Origin of the sequence: Pseudomonas karstica (assembly GCF_009707515.1) — a bacterium.
GTDB lineage: Bacteria > Pseudomonadota > Gammaproteobacteria > Pseudomonadales > Pseudomonadaceae > Aquipseudomonas > Aquipseudomonas karstica.
The window spans coordinates 25,042-45,668 of sequence record NZ_WLYI01000012.1; the positions used below are offsets into that span (position 1 = coordinate 25,042).

A 20,627-nucleotide genomic window follows, 5' to 3' on the forward strand; every position below is an offset into this window, starting at 1 on the left:
TTTTACACACTCTGGGCCGATTGCTGCCTCTCGTGAAGGGCTGCACCCGGCCAATTCTGGTGGTTCACCAGTCCTGTCGAGCAATCATTCGAACGGCTGATCCGCGCCGAAACTTGCCCAATAGAGACAATGCCGCTTCGCTGCCCTTATCTGGGGCGAAAGTATTCCGGAAGTAATACCCCCCTCACTTGTCTGTCGCCATTACATCTGTCTGCCGTTGCGTGCAGCGATCGCAACGGTGCTCGGCAAATCAGCAAGTGAAACGAACCGTCGTGTCGCGCCATCAAGTGCATCAATGCAACCCGATTCGATGTCGTAGACCCAGCCATGCAGATTCATGCGCCCCTGCTCGAGCGCGAGTGCCACCGATGGGTGCGTACGCAGATTCGCCAGTTGCGCGATTACGTTTTCGCGCACGAGGCCGTCGAGCTTTGCGCGGGGCGTGTCGAACTCATGCGCCGCGTTAATCGCTTTCGCGGCGTCCGAGTGACGTAGCCAGTTAGCGACCGCGGGCAGATGGTCCAGACACGTGCAGCGTGAGATCGCTCCCATCGCTCCGCAGTCCGAGTGGCCGCAGATCACGATGTCCCGCACGCCGAGCACTGCGACCGCATATTCAACGGTAGCCGAGACTCCGCCCGGTTCGGGACCATACGACGGCACAATGTTGCCGGCGTTGCGAATCACGAACAGCTCGCCCGGTTCGCGCTGTGTAAGGAGTTCAGGTACAACACGACTGTCCGAGCAAGTGACGAACAACGCCTTTGGATTTTGTGTCGTCGCGAGCTGCCTGAAAAGTTCGACGCGTTGCGGATAAACCTCGCGCTGAAAGCGCAGAAAGCCGTCAATAATGTCACGCATGGAGTTCTCCAAACCTGAATGCCGGATGGCGCGAGCACTCAATATGCCATCGCGCCGTTGTGGTCGTCATTATCGCAGACCTCACGCGCGTTGGCTGTACTCGATCAACGATGGACTTCGAGCCGCGACCAGCGCGGCGGATGTCTGAAGCGCCTTGGCAGCTGCCATTTATGTATCGCAGCCTGAAAGACGATTGAATGGCCCCATTTTTTATAGACATCCTATGACCGCTTCTGGCCCAGAGTGTGTAAAAACATTTTTCCGCGCAGCACGCAGCCGAAACCAGACTGAAGTTCGCGCTTCTACGCAAAATCTGTGTCTGTTCGCCTGCCGATAAATTTCAGATTTAACGTAGATGCGCCCATTTCAATTTTGGCGAAGCGTTTTTACACACTCTGGGCCGATTGCGGCCAGCCAGAAAGGACTATTCTTGGCCATCATCTACTTTGATCTGTTGAGTTCGTTTAATTACGATTCAAGGTTCTCCGCCGTCATCTGTTGTGTTTACTTTGTACTCAATGTTTTCCCGCGTCTGCCATGTCGCCATTTGTCGTCTATCTAGTGCGCGACAGAGCGACAGTGTCAGCCGGCCAACTCAACTTTCGGTAGATTTCCGACGGTAAAACCGTCTGAAATCGAATTTAGAGTGGTCAGCGATCGGTCACCATTTGGCTCTTACAAAGAGGAGAGCCTTGATCATGAGCAAAGAAGCACAAACGATAGTCACCCTGCTGGATCGCGAGTACGAGCAGGTGCATCGCGGATGCGAGACGCTTGGCCGATAGCTACGTGGATGCGTCCATGAAGCTGTACAAAAAGACCGGAGTAACATCTGTCGTGGCTGCCGTGTCAATCAAGCAGACAGGCACTTGCTGTGGTCGCGCTGTACAAGGCAGTCGGCGGAGAGGGCCTGGAGCCGGTTCAGTAGCTTTGCGCGACAGTGATACTCAGTTGACGGCTTTAAGACAGCCGATCAGGGTCTCGATAAATAGCTGCAGCGATGGTGGTAGTGTGCGTTTGGGCATGGTCAGGACTTGAATGGTCCGGTCGGAAAATCGGGGGTTCGACAGTGGGACCGAAATCAGGTCATTACTGTCATTCACCCGCTGGCTGATTGCACCACCAAACGCGATCGTGTCGGTGTGACGGACAAACTCATGAATGGCCCCGGAGTAGTTGCAGGTCATCACGTGATTGAAGGCCAACCCCTCCATTTCGCAGACTAGGTCGAACAACTGCCTCTGGGTCGTGCCTTTGGGTGTGAGCGCCAAGGGGAACGGCACGAGCGAGCGCAGGGGCAATTGCTTGAGCGTCGACAGCGGATGACCGGCACGCATGATCGCGCGAATCGCCGAGCGGCTTGAATAGAGGATCTCGACACCTTCGGTAGGTTCTGTGCTGAACGTCAACCCTACGTCGGCATCACCGCGCTTCACTTTCTCTGCGCATTCGAGCGGTGACATTACCTCCAACACGTACTGGAAAGCCGGATGTAGCGGGTAATGCTGGATCAATACGTGCGGCAGAAAATAACGTGATAGACCCTCTGTCGAAACCAGGCGAATAACTCTCGCTCCGGGGTAATCACCGCCGCGTAGCTCCGACAGCAGGGCCTGTTCTTCCAACGAGGCGCGCCTTGCGTGGTGGGCCAAAGCGCTACCGGCAGCCGTCGGCTCCATGCCCCGTGGCCGACGCTCGAACAAGGGTAAGCCAATACTCTCCTCCAAGAGGGCGATCTGGCGGCTGACCGCGCTGGGCGCGATATGCAAGCGCTCACCGGCGGCAGCCAGCGAACCTGAATCAAACACGGCCAGAAAATAACGATAATCCATGGGCTTCTCATGTGCCAAGGCATCTATTAATTAGAAGCTAGTATTCAAAAAACAGCAATATACAGTGCGATAGGCGACTTCTATATTGGCCTGAATCTTTCAGCTCTAATCGGAACTGTTATGTCCAAGCAACAAGCACTCGCCAGTGTTCGCCAATACCTGACCGACGGCCATTTCGAAGCCGACTTGCGTCGCAGGGTCGCCATACGCAGTGAAAGCCAGGCCCCCGGCCAGGCGCAGGAATTGACGCGTTATCTTCATGAGGAAATAAAACCTGCCCTGGAACGGATGGGCTTTGAGTGCCAGACCCTTGAGAATCCGAAGGGCGCGGGCCCATTGCTGTTCGCTTCGCGTCACGAAGGCGCGGACCTGCCGACGGTACTGAGCTATGGGCATGGCGACGTCGTACTCGGTTATGCCGAGCAATGGCGTGAAGGCCTCAACCCCTGGGTGCTGGCCGTGGAAGGCGATCGTTGGTATGGACGCGGCACCGCCGATAACAAAGGCCAGCACAGCATTAACCTGACGGCGCTGGAGGCCGTGATCAAGGCCCGTGAGGGGCGCTTGGGGTTTAACATCAAGGTTTTGTTTGAAACCGGTGAAGAGTGCGGTTCTCCCGGATTGCGCGAGGTCTGCACGACTCATCGACAGTTGCTGCAAGCCGATGTTTTCATCGCATCGGATGGCCCACGCCTGAACGACAGCCGCCCGACGATATTTCTCGGATCTCGAGGCTCGGTGCTGTTTTCCTTGCAAGTGCAGGCACGCGACAAGGGTTTGCACTCCGGGAACTGGGGAGGCGTCATGTCCAACCCGGCCGTGGTGCTGGCCAACGCACTGGCAAGCCTGGTGGATCAGCACGGCCGCATTCGTTGCCGAGAACTGGTGCCCTCTTCGATTCCCGACTCGGTGCGTGCAGCCATCCACGACCTGGGCATCGATCAACACGCCCTCGGCCGCCCCCTGGATGCTGATTGGGGGGAGCCGGGCCTGACCCTGGGCGAACGGCTTTTTGCCTGGAACACCTTGGAGATCCTCGCGTTTACGGCGGGCAATCCTGCCAAGCCCGTGAATGCCATTCCACCTTCGGCGATCGCGCATTGCCAATTGCGTTTTGTGGTCGGCACTGATTGGCAGAACCTGGAGCAGCTGCTGCGCCAACATTTGGATGCTGAAGGCTTCCACTGCGTCAACATCGTCATTGATCGTTGCACGCCCAGCACTCGCCTGGACCCCGACAATCCATGGGTGCGTTTTGCGAAAAAGGTCATCAGCGACACAACCCCCAGGCCGATCGCCGTACTGCCCAACCTTGCCGGTACGCTGCCTAACGACATTTTCGCTAATGTCCTGGGGCTACCAACCCTATGGATTCCGCACTCCTACCCCGGCTGCTCACAACACGCGCCCGATGAACACCTACTGGGTTCGGTGGTGCTCGAAGGCCTGCAAATAATGACCGCCCTGTTCTGGGAACTGGGCGACATGGCGCAATCGCGCACATAAAAAACAGGGCTCAGCCCTTTGTATCTGCCGCTCACACACTTACAAAACCAGGAGCGTCGAACATGACAGCGTTATCGTCCACCCTCGTTACACCTGCAACTGAACGGAGCAAATCCATATGGAAACCGGTCGGCGCCGCCTTGATCGGAAACACCCTTGAATGGTTTGACTTGTCGGTTTACGCCTACTTTGCGTTAACCATCAGCAAGGTGTTTTTCCCCGCAGCGGACCCAGCAGTGTCACTGTTTCTTGCATTCGCGACTTTTGGCATTTCTTTTCTGATTCGTCCGCTGGGCGCTGCGGTTCTGGGCTCTTATGCCGACCGACAAGGCCGCAAGAAAGCATTGAGCCTGTCCATATTGCTGATGCTGATCGGCACGGCGACGATAGCGGTGATGCCCAGCTATTCCACTATCGGGATAATCGCACCTATCGGCATTCTGTTTGCGCGCCTGCTGCAAGGTTTCTCCGCCGGCGGTGAGTTCGGCAGCTCAACCGCGTTCATGATGGAGCACGCCCCGCAAAAGACCCGTAACTTTGTCGCGAGCCTGCAATTTGCGAGTCAGGGCTTTGGCGTGGTGATCGCCTCTTTATTCGGCTATTTCCTGACGACCAGTCTTGATGATCAACAGATGTTCGAGTGGGGTTGGCGGGTGCCGTTTTTCTTTGGTTTGATTCTTGGTCCGGTGGGGCTTTACATCCGCCGCACGGTGGATGAGTCCCCTGACTTCAAGGAGAGCGAGCCCGGTTCGCAGCCGTTAAGGGATGTGCTTCTTTCACAAAAGACATTGCTGCTAGTCGCAATGGGGGTGCTGATCGTGTCGACGGCATCCAATTTCATGATCAAGTACATGCCGTCCTATGCGTCAACCACATTGAACATTCCACTGTCGTCGGGCTTCCTGGCTACGCTGACCGGTGGCCTGATCCTAACCCTGGTGACACCCATTGTCGGCTTCATAACCGGGTTCGTCAGTCGTATCAAAATCATGCTCTGGGCCTCAATCATCTATATCCTGGCGATCGTTCCGGCATTCCTCTGGCTGAACAAAGTTCCTAGTGCAACGTCGCTGTTACTCGTTGTCTCGATGATGGCGCTGATCAAGGCCGTTTACTTCGCACCGCTAGCCTCACTAATGGCTGATGTGTTCCCCATCCATACCCGGGTGACGGGCATGTCGCTGAGCTACAACCTGTCAGTGACGATCTTCGGCGGCTTTGCGCCAGTGATTGCTACTGGACTGATCGCGCTTACAGGTTCTCAGCTGGCCCCCAGCTTTTATCTAATCCTGGCGGCCGCCCTTAGCATCAGTGCCTTGTTGGTTGCCAGGCGAAAGTTGAAGTTATCGTAACTCAGTACCCCTTTGACCGTAGACCTTACCAAAACCAATAAGGCAGGCACTTGGGTGTTGGTTCATTGACCAACTCCAGGTGGTAAGTAATAGAGTTAAAGAAAAACATATTCAATATAAGGAAGGCGACAGCACCAAAAGAGAAAATCGCCAATTCACGATGTGGATGCACGCAGAAACGTGACCCCATCCAAGGCCGAACTGCAACAAGGGCAATCAAACCCGCGAACGCACCGTGATAGTTTGGCCGAAGAGGGGTCACAGCATAAAGACCATATGTAAATGCAAGCAGTAACCAAAGGCCATCCGGCGTACCCAGTGCTCTGGGAGTTCTCTTTCGATATCCATGCCCATGGGAAATGATGGATTCTGATGGGCAGTAGCAGCGACTAGGCTAAGAAGGTCTGGCTTTCGAACTCCCTTTTGGCCAAGCCTGCTGCTAATGACCGTTTTGGGTCGATAGTGGCCTGTGGAGAAGAAAGCTATCAGCGCCAAGCGGACTGATCGACCCTGGCCGGGGTCGATCAGGGGAATTCTTAGAAACTCCATTCCTCAGCTTGGACGACTCGGCAGAATGGCCCAGCCAAGGTTGCATTGTGGTGGGCAACGATGGCTTCTGCTTTGAGCGTTGGAGTATCAGAGCAGGTATGTCCATTGGCGATGAGCACAGCATCGAAGCCGCAATCGCGGGCAGCACGGCAAGTACTATCTACGCAGTATTGAGTTTTCATTCCTGTAACGACGATGCCTTCACAGTCACGCTCGCGTAGCTGACTGGCCAGGTCAGTCTGAGCGAAAGCGTTGGGACGTTTTTTCTCGAAAATCACTTCGTCACCCCTTAGCTGCAACTCCTGGACAAGCTCGGTGAGCGGGCTACCCGGCTCGATAGGAGACCCGGCCGGACCTATTTTGGCGAAGCGTTTTTACACACACTGGGCCGAAAGCAGCCCTTTAATTTTCATGCTGGTCTACCATGCCACCCCGGCAGTAGTTTCACGCGCTACCGACTTCAATCCTCCAAGGTATCGCAAATGAGCATCGACCAAATCAGTCTCCCCAAAGGCGTAGGCCCACACGCCATCAAACTCCTCGACGCCATCACCGGTGCTGACACGAAAGAAGACCTGAACCGCGCTGGCGGCAAGGCCGAGGGTTTTGTGTTGGGCCTGGAAAGCACTAAAGCCATCAAAAGCCAAATCGCCGAGTCGCTGTATGTGGCTTACGACGACGCGGCGAGTAATCGGTTGAGTGAGTTGAAGGGTTAGTCCCGCAGGACCGCGTTGGGCTCTATCTACAGGGTGTTTCGCGGCCCATCAGTTTGCCGATCAGCAATACGCTCAACTTGCTCAGTTGGTGAATGGCCAGCGCAACGTCGCGGTCTTTGCCGGTCAGTTCGCTGGACAGGTCGAGCAGCAGGGCGCTGACGGAGGAAGGGGTATCGTAGTTGTTGGTGATCAGGGTTTCGCTGCTGACGCCGGAGGTGACGCTGAAGAGGGCGCTCGTCTCTGGGACGGTGTTGGTGTCGGTGGCGGGGTTCAGGTAGTGATCAAGGGCGCGCCGGGCGGCTTGTTGGAGTTTAGATCCGGGGTGTTTGGAGGATTCGGGGTTACTTTGTACATATACGCAATTCCTGACTTGGGGCTGACTCCCTTTCGCTACTAAACGAAAAGGGTGGCAGCTGCACGCAGGTTAGTAGACCGGGGAATTACGCAAAGCCGGCGCGCCCGAAGGCGCCCTACGCACAGCCACCATCAAGCACAGACAGGAACGTCTGATTGATGAAGCTCATGCACTAAGCGCAATTCAACTAAGGGCTACTAAACCCGATCACTGAGGTTTCAGCCACCGAGCAACCTTAGAGACCCATACCCAAGCGAAGCAGCTACCCACCGATACGCCCTCAAGCCCAAGTCACTCAAACACCAGGGCAAACAGCGTGCTTGCTTACAGCCGTGAGTGGATCACGGCTCGCGTCGAGGCGCTGAGGTTGAATCAGCTCTCGCAGGAACTGCTTTCGTCCTGGCTGGATTCAGCCGCCAGCTTCAGTCGGTCAGCTTTGCTGATGTATTTATCCTTGCCGGACGGTGCCAATTTGGCGCTGGCCTTTTTGGCGTGAGCCTTTAATAGCTGCTTTATTTTTTTACGACGATTCATGGTTTCTGCTCAACGGGTAACGGCTTGAATAATATCAGCTTAAATTAGTTGATCAGCCCCCGAACTGCAGGGTGCCCATGGCCAGTTTTGCCATCAATGCCCCGGCGCCCAACTGCACCAGCCACAGCGCCAACCCGCCGAGGAATACCCCGAGGGCGACTTGCAGCACCAGGCTTTTCTGGCGCTTGGCTTGAGGGGCGCGAGGGGTGAAGTGGTCCAGTTCGTCGCGGTCGGCACGCAGGCCCAGGTCGTCGTTTTTCATAGTGTTCTCACAGCAAAGGGGCAGTTGTGGTTCAGTCTAGGGCTGGGCGCAGCAGGCAGCGAGTTTTTTGTAGGAGCAGGGGACGCCTGGTTCTTGTACGCGAAGGTCGTTAACGATAACGCGGGTATACAGAATGAGCGTGGTGCTCTTGAGTTTTTCGCGAGCAAGCTCGCTCCTACAGTGGGTATGAAAAAGGGGAAGCCATTTTGGCTTCCCCTTTTTTGCATCGTAGCCAGGCTTACAGCACCTGAACGATCGCCTTGGTCACGGCACCGATGTTCGCCTGGTTCAGCGCGGCGACGCAGATGCGGCCGGTGTCCAGGGCGTAGATGCCGAACTCGCTGCGCAGGCGGGTGACTTGCTCAACGGTCAGGCCGGAGTAGGAGAACATTCCGCGCTGGCGACCGACAAAGCTGAAGTCGTGGCCTGGAGCAGCCTTGGCCAGTTCGGTCACCATCTGCTCGCGCATACCGCGAATGCGTAGGCGCATCTCGGCCAGTTCGGCTTCCCATTGGGCGCGCAGCTCTGGATTGTTCAGCACCGCTGCCACAATCACCGCGCCGTGGGTCGGCGGGTTGGAGTAGTTGGTGCGGATCACGCGTTTGACCTGGGACAGGATGCGCGCGCTTTCTTCTTTCGATTCGCTGACGATGGACAAGGCGCCAACGCGCTCGCCGTACAGCGAGAACGACTTGGAGAACGAGCTGGAGACAAAGAAGGTCAGGCCCGATTCGGCAAACAGGCGCACGGCGGCGGCGTCTTCGTCGATACCGTCGCCAAAGCCCTGGTAGGCCATGTCGAGGAATGGCACCAGGTTTTTCGCCTTGACCACGTCCAGCACTTGTTTCCAGTCCGCCGGGCTCAAGTCGACGCCGGTCGGGTTGTGGCAGCAGGCGTGCAGCACGACGATGGATTGTGGCGGCAGGGCGTTGAGGTCTTCCAGCAGACCGGCACGGTTTACGTCGTGGGTGGCGGCGTCGTAGTAGCGATAGTTCTGCACCGGGAAGCCGGCCTGTTCAAACAGCGCGCGGTGGTTTTCCCAGCTTGGGTCGCTGATGGCGACGACGGCGTTGGGCAGCAGTTGCTTGAGGAAGTCGGCACCGATTTTCAGGGCGCCGGTACCGCCGACAGCCTGGGCGGTGATGACACGGCCGGAACTGATCAGCGGTGAGTCAGCACCAAACAGCAGCTTTTGTACGGCCTGGTCATAGGCAACGATGCCGTCGATCGGCAAGTAGCCACGGGCGGCGTGCTGCGCCACGCGAATGGCTTCCGCTTCGGCAACGGCACGCAAGAGTGGAATCTTCCCCTCTTCGTTGCAGTAAACGCCCACGCCAAGGTTGACCTTGGTGGTTCGGGTATCGGCGTTAAATGCTTCGTTGAGGCCCAGGATTGGATCGCGTGGTGCCATTTCGACAGCGGAGAACAGGCTCATTTTTGCGGCGGCTCTGAATGGGAAAGGAGGGACGTGTCGCGCTCCAGCCGAATGCACTAGAGCGGTGCACAAACGGGGAGCTAGTATAGAGGCCATCAGTGTCGACCGCGACAGCCGAAACGGCTTTTCGAGCAAGTTTTTCAGTTTATTTGTCGACCGTTAGTCTTATTGCAATCTCAATATGAAAGGGCGGGTAGGACGATTGCCTTGAAAGCCGTCACATTTGCCTCCACTTCTACAGCTATCATGGTTTTTTCCTGCGGCGGGCACTCTTGCAGTCCCCGTCGCACGTTGTCTTTATCGTCCCAGCCAGTGTGTTCTCGCCGGGGTGACTTCAGAGGTACGTTATGTCGGATTTCCAGCTAGTCACCCGCTTTGAGCCCGCCGGCGATCAACCGGAAGCCATCCGTCTGATGGTTGAAGGCATCGAGGCCGGCCTGGCTCACCAGACTTTGCTCGGGGTGACGGGTTCAGGCAAGACCTTCAGCATCGCCAACGTCATCGCCCAGATCAATCGTCCGACTCTGGTGCTGGCGCCGAACAAGACCCTGGCCGCGCAGTTGTACGGCGAGTTCAAGGCGTTTTTCCCGAACAACGCGGTGGAGTACTTCGTTTCCTACTACGACTACTACCAACCGGAAGCCTACGTTCCGTCCTCCGACACCTTTATTGAGAAAGACGCCTCGATCAACGACCACATCGAACAGATGCGGCTGTCGGCGACCAAGGCATTGCTGGAGCGCAAGGATGCAATCATCGTCACCACGGTGTCTTGCATCTACGGCCTGGGCAGCCCGGAAACCTATTTGAAAATGGTGCTGCACGTCGATCGTGGCGACAAACTCGACCAGCGCGCCTTGCTGCGCCGCTTGGCGGACTTGCAGTACACCCGCAACGACATGGACTTTGCCCGGGCGACCTTCCGCGTACGCGGCGATGTGATCGACGTCTACCCGGCGGAATCCGACCTGGAAGCGATCCGCATCGAGTTGTTCGATGATGAAGTCGAGAGCCTGTCGGCCTTCGACCCGTTGACCGGCGAAGTGATTCGCAAGCTGCCGCGTTTCACCTTCTATCCCAAAAGCCACTACGTGACCCCGCGAGAAACCTTGCTGGGCGCCATCGACGGCATCAAGGAGGAGTTGGTCGAGCGCCTGGAATACCTGCGCTCCAACAACAAGCTGGTGGAGGCCCAGCGCCTTGAGCAACGCACCCGTTTCGACCTGGAGATGATCCTCGAGCTGGGTTACTGCAACGGCATCGAAAACTACTCGCGCTACCTCTCGGGTCGCGAGTCCGGGCAGGCGCCACCGACATTGTTTGATTATCTGCCGGCCGACGCCTTGCTGGTGATCGACGAGTCCCACGTCAGCGTGCCGCAGGTCGGCGCGATGTACAAAGGTGACCGCTCGCGCAAAGAGACGTTGGTGGAATACGGCTTCCGCCTGCCGTCGGCACTGGATAACCGGCCGATGCGCTTCGATGAGTTCGAAGGTATTAGCCCGCAGACGATTTTTGTCTCGGCCACGCCGGGTAATTACGAGGCGGAACATGCGGGACGCGTGGTTGAGCAACTGGTGCGCCCGACCGGCCTGGTAGACCCGCAAATCGAAATTCGCCCAGCGCTGACCCAGGTTGACGATCTGCTTTCGGAGATCGGCAAGCGCGTGGCACTGGAAGAGCGGGTGCTGGTCACCACCCTGACCAAGCGCATGTCCGAAGATTTGACCGACTACCTGGCCGACCACGGCGTGCGGGTGCGCTATTTGCACTCGGACATCGACACCGTGGAACGCGTGGAAATCATCCGCGACCTGCGCCTGGGCACCTTCGATGTGCTGGTGGGGATCAACCTGCTGCGCGAAGGTCTGGACATGCCGGAAGTGTCTCTGGTGGCGATTCTCGATGCCGACAAAGAGGGCTTCCTGCGCTCTGAACGTTCGCTGATCCAGACCATCGGCCGTGCGGCGCGGAACCTCAATGGCCGGGCGATTCTGTATGCCGACCGGATCACCGGTTCCATGGAGCGGGCGATTGGCGAGACCGATCGCCGTCGCGACAAGCAAATCGCCTTCAACCTGGCCAATGGCATTACACCAAAGGGCGTGTTCAAGGACGTCGCCGACATCATGGAAGGCGCCACTGTACCGGGATCGCGCAGCAAGAAGCGCAAAGGCATGGCCAAGGCTGCCGAGGAAAGCGCCAAGTACGAAAACGAACTGCGCTCGCCGAGCGAAATCACCAAGCGTATCCGTCAATTGGAAGAGAAGATGTACCAACTGGCGCGGGACCTGGAGTTTGAGGCGGCGGCACAGATGCGTGATGAGATTGGCAAGTTGCGCGAGCGGTTGTTGACGGTTTAACCCCGCTACTTCTTCCCTCTGCAGGAGCAAGCTCGCTCGCGAAAAACCTTAACGATAGCGCGGGCTGCCTGGATATTCGCGGCACTCTCAGGTTTTTCGCGAGCAAGCTCGCTCCTACAATATGGCGTCGCTCTGGTGTTACCATTCGTCCCTTGTTTCAAATTTCAGTTTTATCGACCATTCGAGACCCGCCATGACCACCGTCCGCACGCGCATCGCGCCATCGCCCACTGGGGATCCCCACGTTGGCACTGCCTACATCGCCTTGTTCAACTACTGCTTTGCCAAGCAGCATGGCGGTGAGTTCATCCTGCGGATTGAAGATACTGACCAACTGCGTTCGACCCGCGAGTCTGAGCAGCAAATTTTTGATGCCTTGCGCTGGCTCGGTATCACCTGGGCCGAAGGCCCGGATGTCGGTGGCCCTCACGGCCCGTATCGGCAGAGTGAGCGTAGCGAGATCTACAAAAAATACACCCAGCAGTTGGTGGACCTGGGCCATGCCTTCCCGTGCTTCTGTACCAGCGAAGAGTTGGACCAGATGCGTGCCGAGCAACAGGCCCGGGGTGAAACCCCACGCTATGACGGCCGTGCGTTGCTGTTGTCCAAGGAGGAAGTCGCCCGGCGCCTGGCTGCTGGCGAACCTCATGTGATCCGCATGAAGGTGCCGAGCGAAGGCGTCTGCGTGGTTCCGGACATGCTGCGCGGTGACGTCGAGATTCCGTGGGACCGCATGGACATGCAGGTGCTGATGAAGACCGACGGCCTGCCGACGTACTTCCTGGCCAACGTGGTCGATGACCACCTGATGGGCATCACCCACGTACTGCGTGGCGAAGAATGGCTGCCATCGGCACCGAAACTGATCCTGCTTTACGAGTACTTCGGCTGGGAACAACCGCAACTGTGCTACATGCCGCTGCTGCGTAACCCGGACAAGAGCAAATTGTCCAAGCGCAAGAATCCTACTTCGGTGACCTTCTACGAGCGCATGGGCTTCATGCCCGAAGCGATGCTCAACTATCTGGGCCGCATGGGCTGGTCGATGCCGGACGAGCGCGAGAAGTTCTCGCTGCAGGAAATGGTCGACAACTTCGATCTGTCACGCGTGTCTCTGGGTGGGCCGATCTTCGACATCGAGAAGCTTTCGTGGCTCAACGGCCAATGGTTGCGTGACCTGCCGGTGGAAGAATTCGCCAGCCGCGTGCAGCAATGGGCGTTGAACCCCGAGTACATGATGAGGATCGCGCCGCATGTGCAGGGCAGGGTGGAAACCTTCAGCCAGGTTGCACCGTTGGCCGGGTTCTTCTTTGCCGGCGGCGTCAACCCGGATGCCAAGCTGTTCGAATCCAAGAAACTCTCCGGAGACCAGGTTCGTCAGTTGATGCAGTTGATCCTGTGGAAGCTGGAAAGCCTGCGCCAATGGGAAAAAGATGCCATCACCGCCACTATCCAGGCGGTGGTCGAATCCCTGGAACTGAAACTGCGTGATGCCATGCCGCTGATGTTTGCCGCGATCACCGGGCAGGCCAGTTCGGTTTCGGTACTGGATGCCATGGAAATTCTTGGTCCGGACCTCACTCGCTTCCGTCTGCGCCAAGCCCTTGATTTGCTTGGCGGTGTGTCGAAGAAAGAAAACAAGGAATGGGAAAAGCTGCTGGGCGCTATTGGCTGAGCAACCTGTTGTAACGGTTAAACCCCGGTTTTCCGGGGTTTGATCGGTAAGTGATTGTTATGTCGGCAAAAAATATTGGAAATTGTTAAAAATAAATTTGACAGCCTTCCAAAGCGCCATTAAGATTCGCCCCGTCCTCACCGATGAGGGGCTATAGCTCAGCTGGGAGAGCGCCTGCATGGCATGCAGGAGGTCAACGGTTCGATCCCGTTTAGCTCCACCAATTTACAAGTTTCAAGGTCTGGCCACACCGGCCTTGAATCGATCAGGCTAAGTTTAAAGATCAGCCTGATCATGTTGTACAGAAGGTTTTGTCCCCTTCGTCTAGTGGCCTAGGACACCGCCCTTTCACGGCGGTAACAGGGGTTCGAGTCCCCTAGGGGACGCCAGTTTCAACAAGCAGTTCGAAAGGTCTGCTGCGCCGCGAGGCGAAAATCCGGGGCTATAGCTCAGCTGGGAGAGCGCCTGCATGGCATGCAGGAGGTCAACGGTTCGATCCCGTTTAGCTCCACCAATTTACAGGTTCAAGGTTGCGGCCACTCCGTCCTTGAATCGATCAGGCCAGGTTCAAGATCAGCCTGATCATGCTGTAAGAAGGTTTGTGTCCCCTTCGTCTAGTGGCCTAGGACACCGCCCTTTCACGGCGGTAACAGGGGTTCGAGTCCCCTAGGGGACGCCACGATTACCCGCTCTGCGGGATTTTTAAGGGTCATTCAATTATTGAATGGCCCTTTTGTTTGTCTGGCGTTTGCCTATCTCCTTTCTCCTCTACCACTCTTCTGACCAATGGTCTTCTCAATGGCTTGCTAATATTATGATGAGAATAATATTCTGTTCGTAATATTCGGAGGCGACGATGAATGATAAAAAAGCGCAAACCCGTGAACGTATTCTTCAGGCCGCCAGTGCCGCGCTGATCCGGCGTGGGCCGGCCGAACCGAGTGTGGGTGAGGTGATGGGCGCCGCGGGGCTTACCGTAGGCGGTTTCTATGCCCATTTCGAAAGCAAGGACGCACTGATGTTGGAGGCTTTCAATCGGTTGCTGGCCCAGCGTCGTGCTTCTATTGACGACATGGGGGCCGAACTGACAGGCGAAGAGCGCCGTGCCCTGATGGCGGCATTCTACCTGTCACGCAAGCACCGTGATTCCACCACCCAGGCTTGTCCAATACCTGCCACGGTGGGGGAGATGGGCCGCTTACCAGACGATTTTCGGCAGGTTCTGAACGAACACCTCGAGCTGATGGCCGCGCAGTTAGCGTCCAGCCCTGAAGACACCGACAAAGCCTTGGCTGACATGGCGTTGATGGTGGGCGGCCTGGCGTTGGCCAGGGCTCTGGGGCCGGGAGAGTTGTCGGATCGTATGTTGCGCGCGGCTAAATCGGCGGTGCGTTGAGGCGGCCTTTGACCCGGGGAATGAGTGATGAGCACATTTAAGTGGACTCGTGGCGTCAATGGCGCCTTAGGCCGGCTGGCGCCGCAGATAATCGCCAGCAAAATGCGTCGGGTGTTTATGACTCCTCGGAATTTTCCGCCCCGTGATTGGGAGTTGCCACTGCTGGCACAATCGGAGCGCATCACCTTGCGTTTTGGCCTGTCGGCCTTGCGTTGGGGTCAAGGCCCAACAGTGTTATTGATGCACGGTTGGGAGGGGCGTCCTACGCAGTTTGCCAGCCTGATCAGTGCGTTGGTGGGTGCCGGTTATTCGGTGATTGCCCTGGAGGGGCCAGCGCACGGTCGTTCTCCCGGTCGCGAGGCGCATGTGTTGCTGTTTGCTCGAGCGATGCTGGAAGCCGCCGCCGAGTTGCCGCCATTGCACGCTGTGATCGGGCATTCCATGGGCGGTGCCAGCGCGATGCTGGCCGTCCAGTTGGGGTTGCGTACCGAGGCGTTGGTGAGTATCGCAGCGCCATCACGCTTTCTCGATGTATTACGTGGCTTTGCCGGCATGGTCGGCCTGCCGGCTCGGGCGCGTTCGGCGTTTATCCAGGAAGTCGAACACGCCTTCGGCATGCCCCTCAAGTACCTGGACGTTGCGCATTATCAAATGAACATGCCGGGCCTGATCGTGCATGCCGAAGACGATACGTTTGTCTCGGTCAGGGCTTCCCAAGTGATTCATGAAGCCTGGTTCGACAGTCGCCTGATGCGTTTGAAGCAGGGCGGACACCAGAAGGTGCTGGCCGATCCGCACGTCATCAAGGGCGTGCTGGCGCTGCTCGCCGGTTGTCGCCCGGCGCAGCGGCAAACCGCCTGAGCCATGGGGTACACTGCTCCTCGCCGACATTAATCGACCGGGAGCAAAGCATGGGCTGGGATTTGGCATCGCCGTTTATCATCGACCTACAGGTTACGCCTGAGGATATTGACGGCCTGGGGCACGCCAACAATGCGGTGTATGTTTCCTGGCTGGAACGCTGTGCCTGGCGCCATTCCCAGCGCCTGGGCCTGGACCTGGCCGAGTATCGGCGACTGGATCGCGCCATGGCTGTGGTTCGTCATGAGATCGACTACCTGGCGGCAGGTTATGAAGGTGACGAGTTGCAACTGGCGACCTGGATTGTCGACTGGGACCAGCGCTTGAAAATGACTCGCCATTTCCAACTGGTCCGTCCCGGCGATGATGCTACCTTGCTACGGGCGCAAACCACCTTTGTCTGTATCGAACTGTCCAGCGGCAAGCCCAAGCGCATGCCGGCGGAGTTTATCGAGGGCTATGCCCCGGCGTTGCTTATCTGACGCAGGGGTTAACGGTGGCCGGGGGAAACCCAGTAAACTGCGCCACGTTTTTTGTTGAGTGTTTTCCATGCAAATTGCTTTGGCGCCCATGGAGGGGTTGGTCGACAACATCCTGCGGGACGTGCTGACCCGTGTCGGTGGCATTGATTGGTGTGTGACCGAGTTCATCCGGGTCAACGACCGCCTGCTGACGCCTGCTTATTTCCACAAACTCGCTCCAGAGTTGTTGCACGGTGCCCAAACCGCCGCTGGCGTGCCCTTGCGCGTGCAATTGTTGGGCTCTGACCCGGTATGCCTGGCAGAAAACGCCGCCTTGGCCTGCGAGTTGGGCAGCGAGGTCATCGATCTGAACTTCGGCTGCCCGGCCAAGACGGTCAACAAGTCCCGAGGCGGCGCGGTACTGCTCAAGGAGCCGGAGTTGCTCAACCAGATTGTCGAACATGTACGCCGTGCGGTGCCGGCGCATATCCCGGTCACCGCGAAAATGCGTTTGGGCTTCGACAGCCCGGACGGTGCGCTGGTTTGTGCCACGGCGCTGGCCGAAGGTGGCGCTGCCCATATCGTCGTGCATGCCCGGACCAAAACCGATGGCTACAAGCCGCCGGCTCATTGGGAGTGGATCCCACGGGTGCAGGATGTGGTCAAGGTGCCGGTGTTCGCTAACGGGGATATCTGGAGTGTCGAGGACTGGCGGCGTTGTCGGGAAATCAGTGGCGTCGAAGACATCATGCTGGGTCGCGGCCTGGTCGCTCGCCCTGACCTGGCCCGGCAGATTGCTGCTGCTCGTGCCGGCGAAGAAGTGGTGGAGATGACCTGGGCGCAAATGCAACCGATGCTCCAGGCGTTCTGGGTGCAATCGGTCGCGCAGTTGACTGAGCGACAGGCTCCGGGCCGTTTGAAGCAATGGCTGGCGATGCTGACGCGCAATTATCCGCAAGCGGTGGAGCTGTTTACCGCCATGCGCCGTGAAACCGATCTGGAGCAGGTCAGTCGTTTGCTCGGCATGGCTCATCCCGAAGCGGCTTGAAATGTCGCTGCAGAAAATTGCTTGAAAGTTTGACCTCCCAAAGCAATCCCAAAGGGCGCCACTGGCGCTAATGTTGCTCAGTTAAGCGAACCCCGACCCTTGTAGGAGCGAGCTTGCTCGCGAAGAATTCATAGGCGCCGCGTTCATCCAGAATGCACGCGTTATCGTTGACGTTTTTCGCGAGCAAGCTCGCTCCTACCGGCATTGGCCACTGGTGCCCTTTTTTGTGCGCTTAACGCCGGGCTAAGTATGGCAGGACGCTACAACGGATAGATGGCTACGTCGCCTGATATCCTGGCCTTTCCAAGGCCCCACCAACCTTGCCAAGCGTTCTGGGACGTGGCTTGGCGCGGATTGCATCAGCCAGAAAAATCTCATAAATCAGCAGATTTGACCTCTGTCGAAATCCCGCGCTTTTTAGGTTTGGCAGCTTGCGGTTACGTGTACTGCTGGAACCTGTCGCCCGGACCTGCCACTGACGAAGAGCATTAAGCACTGTTTCAACTAGCTTGGCTTTGCCAAGTATCGATGATGTGTCGAGTTGTTTTATGTTTATCTAAGTGGTCCACTTCGGAGAGGCGTATGAGGGTATCAAGTCTATTAAGCGATATTAATGGATTCAGGGAGGTTGAAAGCCTGAACCCTAAGGTGGGTAATGTGCGTATAAAAAATGCGCAACTCGATTCGCCGCTTGTTTATGCGAATGCGACGGTGACGGCCGGAAGTAATCCACTTTCGGTAAATATTTTTGAAGATATGCTTGAAATCGCTCAAGCAATATTTAGCTGGATTGGGATGTTGGCGAATTATTTACAGAGTTTATTTTCATCGAAACCGGTTCCGTCCCCTCCATCTGATCGACCGACGATAGTACCTTCACCCGTCAAGCCTATGCCCGCTAAACCATGTCAAGTGTTGCCTAGGCCAATGGCATGGTCGGGGGGGTAGAAAGACGTAGCCATGACAGGGCTTGTCTGACCTCAATGTTGTGTGATTTTTCGAAGTGTTGCTCCAACTTCTTTAAGAGGTTCTAACTTGATGGATTTTTATCGGTCGAGCAGTCATGTTGTGCCTGCCAGAAACTGTATTAAAGAGTACTCGGATGTTAAAGGTGCTTATGATCAGATGAGCTTGAATGTTCAGCGACAGGCACCGGCTCTCACTTTTGCAGCTAAGGAGAAGTCAGTTGCAGCGTCAGCGCCATCTCCTTCAGATTCGCCAGGCGGTTCAATAGGTATCATGGCGGAGGCTGGGAAATTTATTGAGCGCGCTAGAGAGGTGCTTGATTACTTAGCGAGCGGCCTTAGAAAGATTGTCAGTGCACTCAGTAGCTTGTTGATTTTGTGGTTTGGTAAGTCTTGAAATTTATTAAATAACCCTGTTGCTTTTCAGTTTTTTATGGGGTGAAGGGTCAGTGTCAGATAATTCGAGAGGTCGGCATCTAGGGCCTTACTCCAAGGGTAGAGAGATTAAATATGTATATTTCTTCAAGTGTTGCAAACCAGTGTGAACGTTCCTGTGCAGGTGGTGAGCGTGCAGGTGATTATGAAAGGCTGTCGACTTCGCTCAAGAAGGGCGCGTCGGCGGCTGTAGTTGGGCAAGGTAATGCTCGGCAGGAGTATAAATCAGCCCGGCAGGATCAAGAGGAAGTACCTAATGCGCTGACAGTCCTTTTCAATATGTTAACCGACGCCATCGCCAAGTTGATGCAGCTCTTGGGGGATGAGGCTACACCTGGTGTTATCAAGCCTGATACACCCTCTGTCGCAGTTCAGGAAAAAACAATATTGCCGGTTACCCCCAAACCCCGAGAGGCACTTGTTGATTTTTCTTCGAGGCAAAACGGTGAGAAACCGAGCAATATTTGGTCGGGCTTATATGAGCAAAAGCAGGTGTTTGCACAGGACTATAACGTCAGTACTCACGTCGCTACGATTAAGGTTGCGATGATGAGGTTTGGCCAAAGCCCCATGGATGTGTTCAGAAGCGTTACGCCCAGCGGCGATGGTTATGACGTCACCATGAGAGATGACTTCAAGGTGCATCTGAGTCGAGGCGAACTGAAGCAGGTAGCCAGCTCATCGAATTTTTCGGGGGATGACCAAGGCATGCTCAAGGATGCCAACTTTATCCTTGCAGCGTTCATCAAGCGCAAAAAAGAGGGCAATGTGGGTAACCCGCCTTATGCAAGCTTTGATGTCGCCTTGCAAGAGAGTCTGAAGGGTGAGTTCCATAAGCGCATGCTGGAGGGGTTGGGTTTGGTCGGCCATATGCGCCAGGCGTTGACGGGGCATCTGTTGGAGAAAGGCGCCATTGGTCTCATCGACCTCAGCTACCGTCGGTCGGTTGCGGTGATTGAGGGAGCTATGGACCAGCATGGTCGTAAAGGAGAAGCGCCCACCCGGTCCCATGGGTATGTGCTGGTCTGACGGGAGGACAATGCCTTGAGCATCTATTTGCAACGTCATCATCAGCCAGTCTTCAAGGGCGCTCTCGGTACGCAGGGTTTAAGTGCCAATATTTTACCGGGTTCGAATAGGCGCACTGACAACATCACTCTTTATGAGGGCGCGCGGGGTTCGAGCAGCCCGTCAGCGTCAATGGAGAGTTGGCGGGGGCATTCACAGTTGCTAACGGCTGTGCTGCCTTTGCTGATCAAGCTTTCATCGTTGTTGAAGTCTTTCGTTCGCACAACTGCCGTCACCCCGATTGCTGTGGAGAAACCTGATCGGCTTGTGAAGCCCCCTCAGGTGGATCAGGGCAGTACGTATCGTTCGAGCAAAGCCATTGGGGAGAAGCCTGCCGATATCTGGGGCGAGTTCTATCAAACGAGGGAGGGCAACTGTGTCACGGTGTCGGCGATCAAAGCCGCGATGATGAAGTTTGGTCAGAGCCCGGTTGGCATTTACCGCGAAATACAGACCGCTGATCAAGGTTATAGGGTGACCACCCGGGATGGCGCGGTTGTCACTGTTACCCATGAAGAGTTGAGAGTGGCCGCCGAGCGCTCAGGCTTTCAAGGGGGTGACGCGGGGCAGCTGAAGGATGCCAACTTCTTGTATGCCGTGAGCGCCAAACGAGCCCAGATGGAGAATCACGAGGGGGCATGGGACAGTTTCGACGCCGGGATGCAGAGCCTTAACAATGGCGAGGGGCCTGGGGCCGCGTTCAAGCGCCTGGGGCTTTTTGGCCATATTCGTCACGCTACCATGCAAGATTTGGCGAATGGCGCCATCGGCACTCTTGCCTACGATGGGCATTCCGTTGCCGTGATTGACGGCCATGAAGAGCGCTACGGGGCCAAAGGACTTCCGCCCCCGTTGCACCGAAAGCTGGTGGCCGAATATCAGGCAATCAAGCTGATCTGATGGGGCATCGGGCTCACCTATCTTGCGCAGGTGAGCCTGGTGCTAATCCAGCC

17 protein-coding genes, 4 tRNA genes and 2 pseudogenes are annotated in these 20,627 nt (G+C 56.6%); 16 read left to right on the forward strand and 7 right to left on the reverse strand.

The features are described from left to right. Positions 1-201: 201 nt before the first annotated feature. Positions 202-861, reverse strand: coding sequence for a carbonic anhydrase (locus GIR22_RS10535; RefSeq protein ID WP_154743279.1), 660 nt, complete (start codon positions 859-861; stop codon positions 202-204). A gap of 947 nt (positions 862-1,808) precedes the next feature. Continuing rightward, positions 1,809-2,693 carry a LysR family transcriptional regulator gene (locus GIR22_RS10540; protein ID WP_154743280.1) on the reverse strand — a complete coding sequence of 295 codons (885 nt, stop codon included), beginning with the start codon at positions 2,691-2,693 and terminating at the stop codon, positions 1,809-1,811. 120 nt (positions 2,694-2,813) lie between these two features. On the opposite strand from GIR22_RS10540, the gene GIR22_RS10545 reads away from it, so the two are divergent. After that, on the forward strand, positions 2,814-4,199 hold the full coding sequence (locus GIR22_RS10545; protein WP_154743281.1) for a M20 family metallopeptidase: 1,386 nt from the start codon (positions 2,814-2,816) through the stop codon (positions 4,197-4,199). A 62-nt stretch (positions 4,200-4,261) separates the two neighbouring features. Then, positions 4,262-5,551 carry an MFS transporter gene (locus tag GIR22_RS10550; RefSeq protein WP_154743282.1) on the forward strand — a complete coding sequence of 430 codons (1,290 nt, stop codon included), beginning with the start codon at positions 4,262-4,264 and terminating at the stop codon, positions 5,549-5,551. 536 nt (positions 5,552-6,087) lie between these two features. Here GIR22_RS10550 and GIR22_RS10555 read toward each other — a convergent pair. Continuing rightward, a pseudogene (locus GIR22_RS10555) lies at positions 6,088-6,459 on the reverse strand (isochorismatase family protein); the annotation flags it as partial. Between the two features lie 123 nt (positions 6,460-6,582). Here GIR22_RS10555 and GIR22_RS10560 point away from each other — a divergent pair. Beyond that, entirely contained in the window at positions 6,583-6,816 is a 234-nt protein-coding gene (locus GIR22_RS10560) for a hypothetical protein (protein WP_154743283.1), read from the forward strand. A gap of 22 nt (positions 6,817-6,838) precedes the next feature. Here the strand turns inward: GIR22_RS10560 and GIR22_RS26385 are convergent. The 4 genes and pseudogenes from GIR22_RS26385 to GIR22_RS10575 form a co-directional block, all read right to left on the reverse strand. Beyond that, positions 6,839-7,170, reverse strand: a pseudogene (locus tag GIR22_RS26385) (DUF6124 family protein). A gap of 373 nt (positions 7,171-7,543) precedes the next feature. Further along, positions 7,544-7,705: a DUF2986 domain-containing protein gene (locus tag GIR22_RS10565; RefSeq protein WP_154743284.1), complete on the reverse strand. Its 162-nt coding sequence runs from the start codon at positions 7,703-7,705 to the stop codon at positions 7,544-7,546. Positions 7,706-7,757: 52 nt separating this feature from the next. After that, positions 7,758-7,967 (reverse strand): hypothetical protein, encoded by a 210-nt coding sequence (locus GIR22_RS10570; RefSeq protein ID WP_154743285.1) that lies wholly within the window; start codon positions 7,965-7,967, stop codon positions 7,758-7,760. Between the two features lie 238 nt (positions 7,968-8,205). After that, entirely contained in the window at positions 8,206-9,402 is a 1,197-nt protein-coding gene (locus GIR22_RS10575) for an amino acid aminotransferase (RefSeq protein WP_154743286.1), read from the reverse strand. A gap of 347 nt (positions 9,403-9,749) precedes the next feature. Here GIR22_RS10575 and uvrB point away from each other — a divergent pair, with 347 nt between their 5' ends. The 13 genes from uvrB (at position 9,750) to GIR22_RS10640 (ending at position 20,574) form a co-directional block, all read left to right on the forward strand. Further along, positions 9,750-11,765, forward strand: a complete 2,016-nt coding sequence (uvrB, locus tag GIR22_RS10580) for an excinuclease ABC subunit UvrB (RefSeq protein WP_154743287.1) — start codon at positions 9,750-9,752, stop codon at positions 11,763-11,765. A 193-nt stretch (positions 11,766-11,958) separates the two neighbouring features. Further along, on the forward strand, positions 11,959-13,440 hold the full coding sequence (gltX, locus tag GIR22_RS10585; RefSeq protein ID WP_154743288.1) for a glutamate--tRNA ligase: 1,482 nt from the start codon (positions 11,959-11,961) through the stop codon (positions 13,438-13,440). 147 nt (positions 13,441-13,587) lie between these two features. Continuing rightward, positions 13,588-13,663, forward strand: a tRNA-Ala gene (locus tag GIR22_RS10590). Between the two features lie 90 nt (positions 13,664-13,753). After that, positions 13,754-13,829, forward strand: a tRNA-Glu gene (locus GIR22_RS10595). A 49-nt stretch (positions 13,830-13,878) separates the two neighbouring features. After that, positions 13,879-13,954, forward strand: a tRNA-Ala gene (locus tag GIR22_RS10600). Positions 13,955-14,043: 89 nt separating this feature from the next. Then, positions 14,044-14,119: transfer RNA gene (locus GIR22_RS10605), tRNA-Glu, on the forward strand. A gap of 177 nt (positions 14,120-14,296) precedes the next feature. Continuing rightward, positions 14,297-14,836, forward strand: coding sequence for a TetR/AcrR family transcriptional regulator (locus GIR22_RS10610; RefSeq protein ID WP_154743289.1), 540 nt, complete (start codon positions 14,297-14,299; stop codon positions 14,834-14,836). 27 nt (positions 14,837-14,863) lie between these two features. Next, positions 14,864-15,697: an alpha/beta hydrolase gene (locus GIR22_RS10615; RefSeq protein WP_154743290.1), complete on the forward strand. Its 834-nt coding sequence runs from the start codon at positions 14,864-14,866 to the stop codon at positions 15,695-15,697. A gap of 50 nt (positions 15,698-15,747) precedes the next feature. After that, the gene (locus GIR22_RS10620; RefSeq protein ID WP_154743291.1) at positions 15,748-16,179 is read left to right on the forward strand and encodes an acyl-CoA thioesterase; all 432 of its coding nucleotides are present in this window, start codon (positions 15,748-15,750) and stop codon (positions 16,177-16,179) included. Positions 16,180-16,246: 67 nt separating this feature from the next. Further along, entirely contained in the window at positions 16,247-17,206 is a 960-nt protein-coding gene (locus GIR22_RS10625; protein WP_154743292.1) for a tRNA dihydrouridine synthase, read from the forward strand. A gap of 1,035 nt (positions 17,207-18,241) precedes the next feature. Then, entirely contained in the window at positions 18,242-18,568 is a 327-nt protein-coding gene (locus tag GIR22_RS10630; protein WP_154743293.1) for a hypothetical protein, read from the forward strand. 113 nt (positions 18,569-18,681) lie between these two features. After that, positions 18,682-19,635 (forward strand): hypothetical protein, encoded by a 954-nt coding sequence (locus GIR22_RS10635; RefSeq protein WP_154743294.1) that lies wholly within the window; start codon positions 18,682-18,684, stop codon positions 19,633-19,635. 15 nt (positions 19,636-19,650) lie between these two features. After that, complete coding sequence (locus tag GIR22_RS10640; protein ID WP_218581657.1) at positions 19,651-20,574, forward strand: hypothetical protein; 924 nt, start codon at positions 19,651-19,653, stop codon at positions 20,572-20,574. The last annotated feature ends 53 nt before the right edge of the window (positions 20,575-20,627 follow it).

What these genes read in the sequence shown, in the direction of transcription:
- GIR22_RS10535 (WP_154743279.1), bottom strand. Translation starts at nt 861, where the DNA reads ATGCGTGACATTATTGACGGCTTTCTGCGCTTTCAGCGCGAGGTTTAT.
- GIR22_RS10540 (WP_154743280.1), bottom strand. Translation starts at nt 2,693, where the DNA reads ATGGATTATCGTTATTTTCTGGCCGTGTTTGATTCAGGTTCGCTGGCT.
- GIR22_RS10545 (WP_154743281.1), top strand. Translation starts at nt 2,814, where the DNA reads ATGTCCAAGCAACAAGCACTCGCCAGTGTTCGCCAATACCTGACCGAC.
- GIR22_RS10550 (WP_154743282.1), top strand. Translation starts at nt 4,262, where the DNA reads ATGACAGCGTTATCGTCCACCCTCGTTACACCTGCAACTGAACGGAGC.
- GIR22_RS10560 (WP_154743283.1), top strand. Translation starts at nt 6,583, where the DNA reads ATGAGCATCGACCAAATCAGTCTCCCCAAAGGCGTAGGCCCACACGCC.
- GIR22_RS10565 (WP_154743284.1), bottom strand. Translation starts at nt 7,705, where the DNA reads ATGAATCGTCGTAAAAAAATAAAGCAGCTATTAAAGGCTCACGCCAAA.
- GIR22_RS10570 (WP_154743285.1), bottom strand. Translation starts at nt 7,967, where the DNA reads ATGAAAAACGACGACCTGGGCCTGCGTGCCGACCGCGACGAACTGGAC.
- GIR22_RS10575 (WP_154743286.1), bottom strand. Translation starts at nt 9,402, where the DNA reads ATGAGCCTGTTCTCCGCTGTCGAAATGGCACCACGCGATCCAATCCTG.
- uvrB (WP_154743287.1), top strand. Translation starts at nt 9,750, where the DNA reads ATGTCGGATTTCCAGCTAGTCACCCGCTTTGAGCCCGCCGGCGATCAA.
- gltX (WP_154743288.1), top strand. Translation starts at nt 11,959, where the DNA reads ATGACCACCGTCCGCACGCGCATCGCGCCATCGCCCACTGGGGATCCC.
- GIR22_RS10610 (WP_154743289.1), top strand. Translation starts at nt 14,297, where the DNA reads ATGAATGATAAAAAAGCGCAAACCCGTGAACGTATTCTTCAGGCCGCC.
- GIR22_RS10615 (WP_154743290.1), top strand. Translation starts at nt 14,864, where the DNA reads ATGAGCACATTTAAGTGGACTCGTGGCGTCAATGGCGCCTTAGGCCGG.
- GIR22_RS10620 (WP_154743291.1), top strand. Translation starts at nt 15,748, where the DNA reads ATGGGCTGGGATTTGGCATCGCCGTTTATCATCGACCTACAGGTTACG.
- GIR22_RS10625 (WP_154743292.1), top strand. Translation starts at nt 16,247, where the DNA reads ATGCAAATTGCTTTGGCGCCCATGGAGGGGTTGGTCGACAACATCCTG.
- GIR22_RS10635 (WP_154743294.1), top strand. Translation starts at nt 18,682, where the DNA reads ATGTATATTTCTTCAAGTGTTGCAAACCAGTGTGAACGTTCCTGTGCA.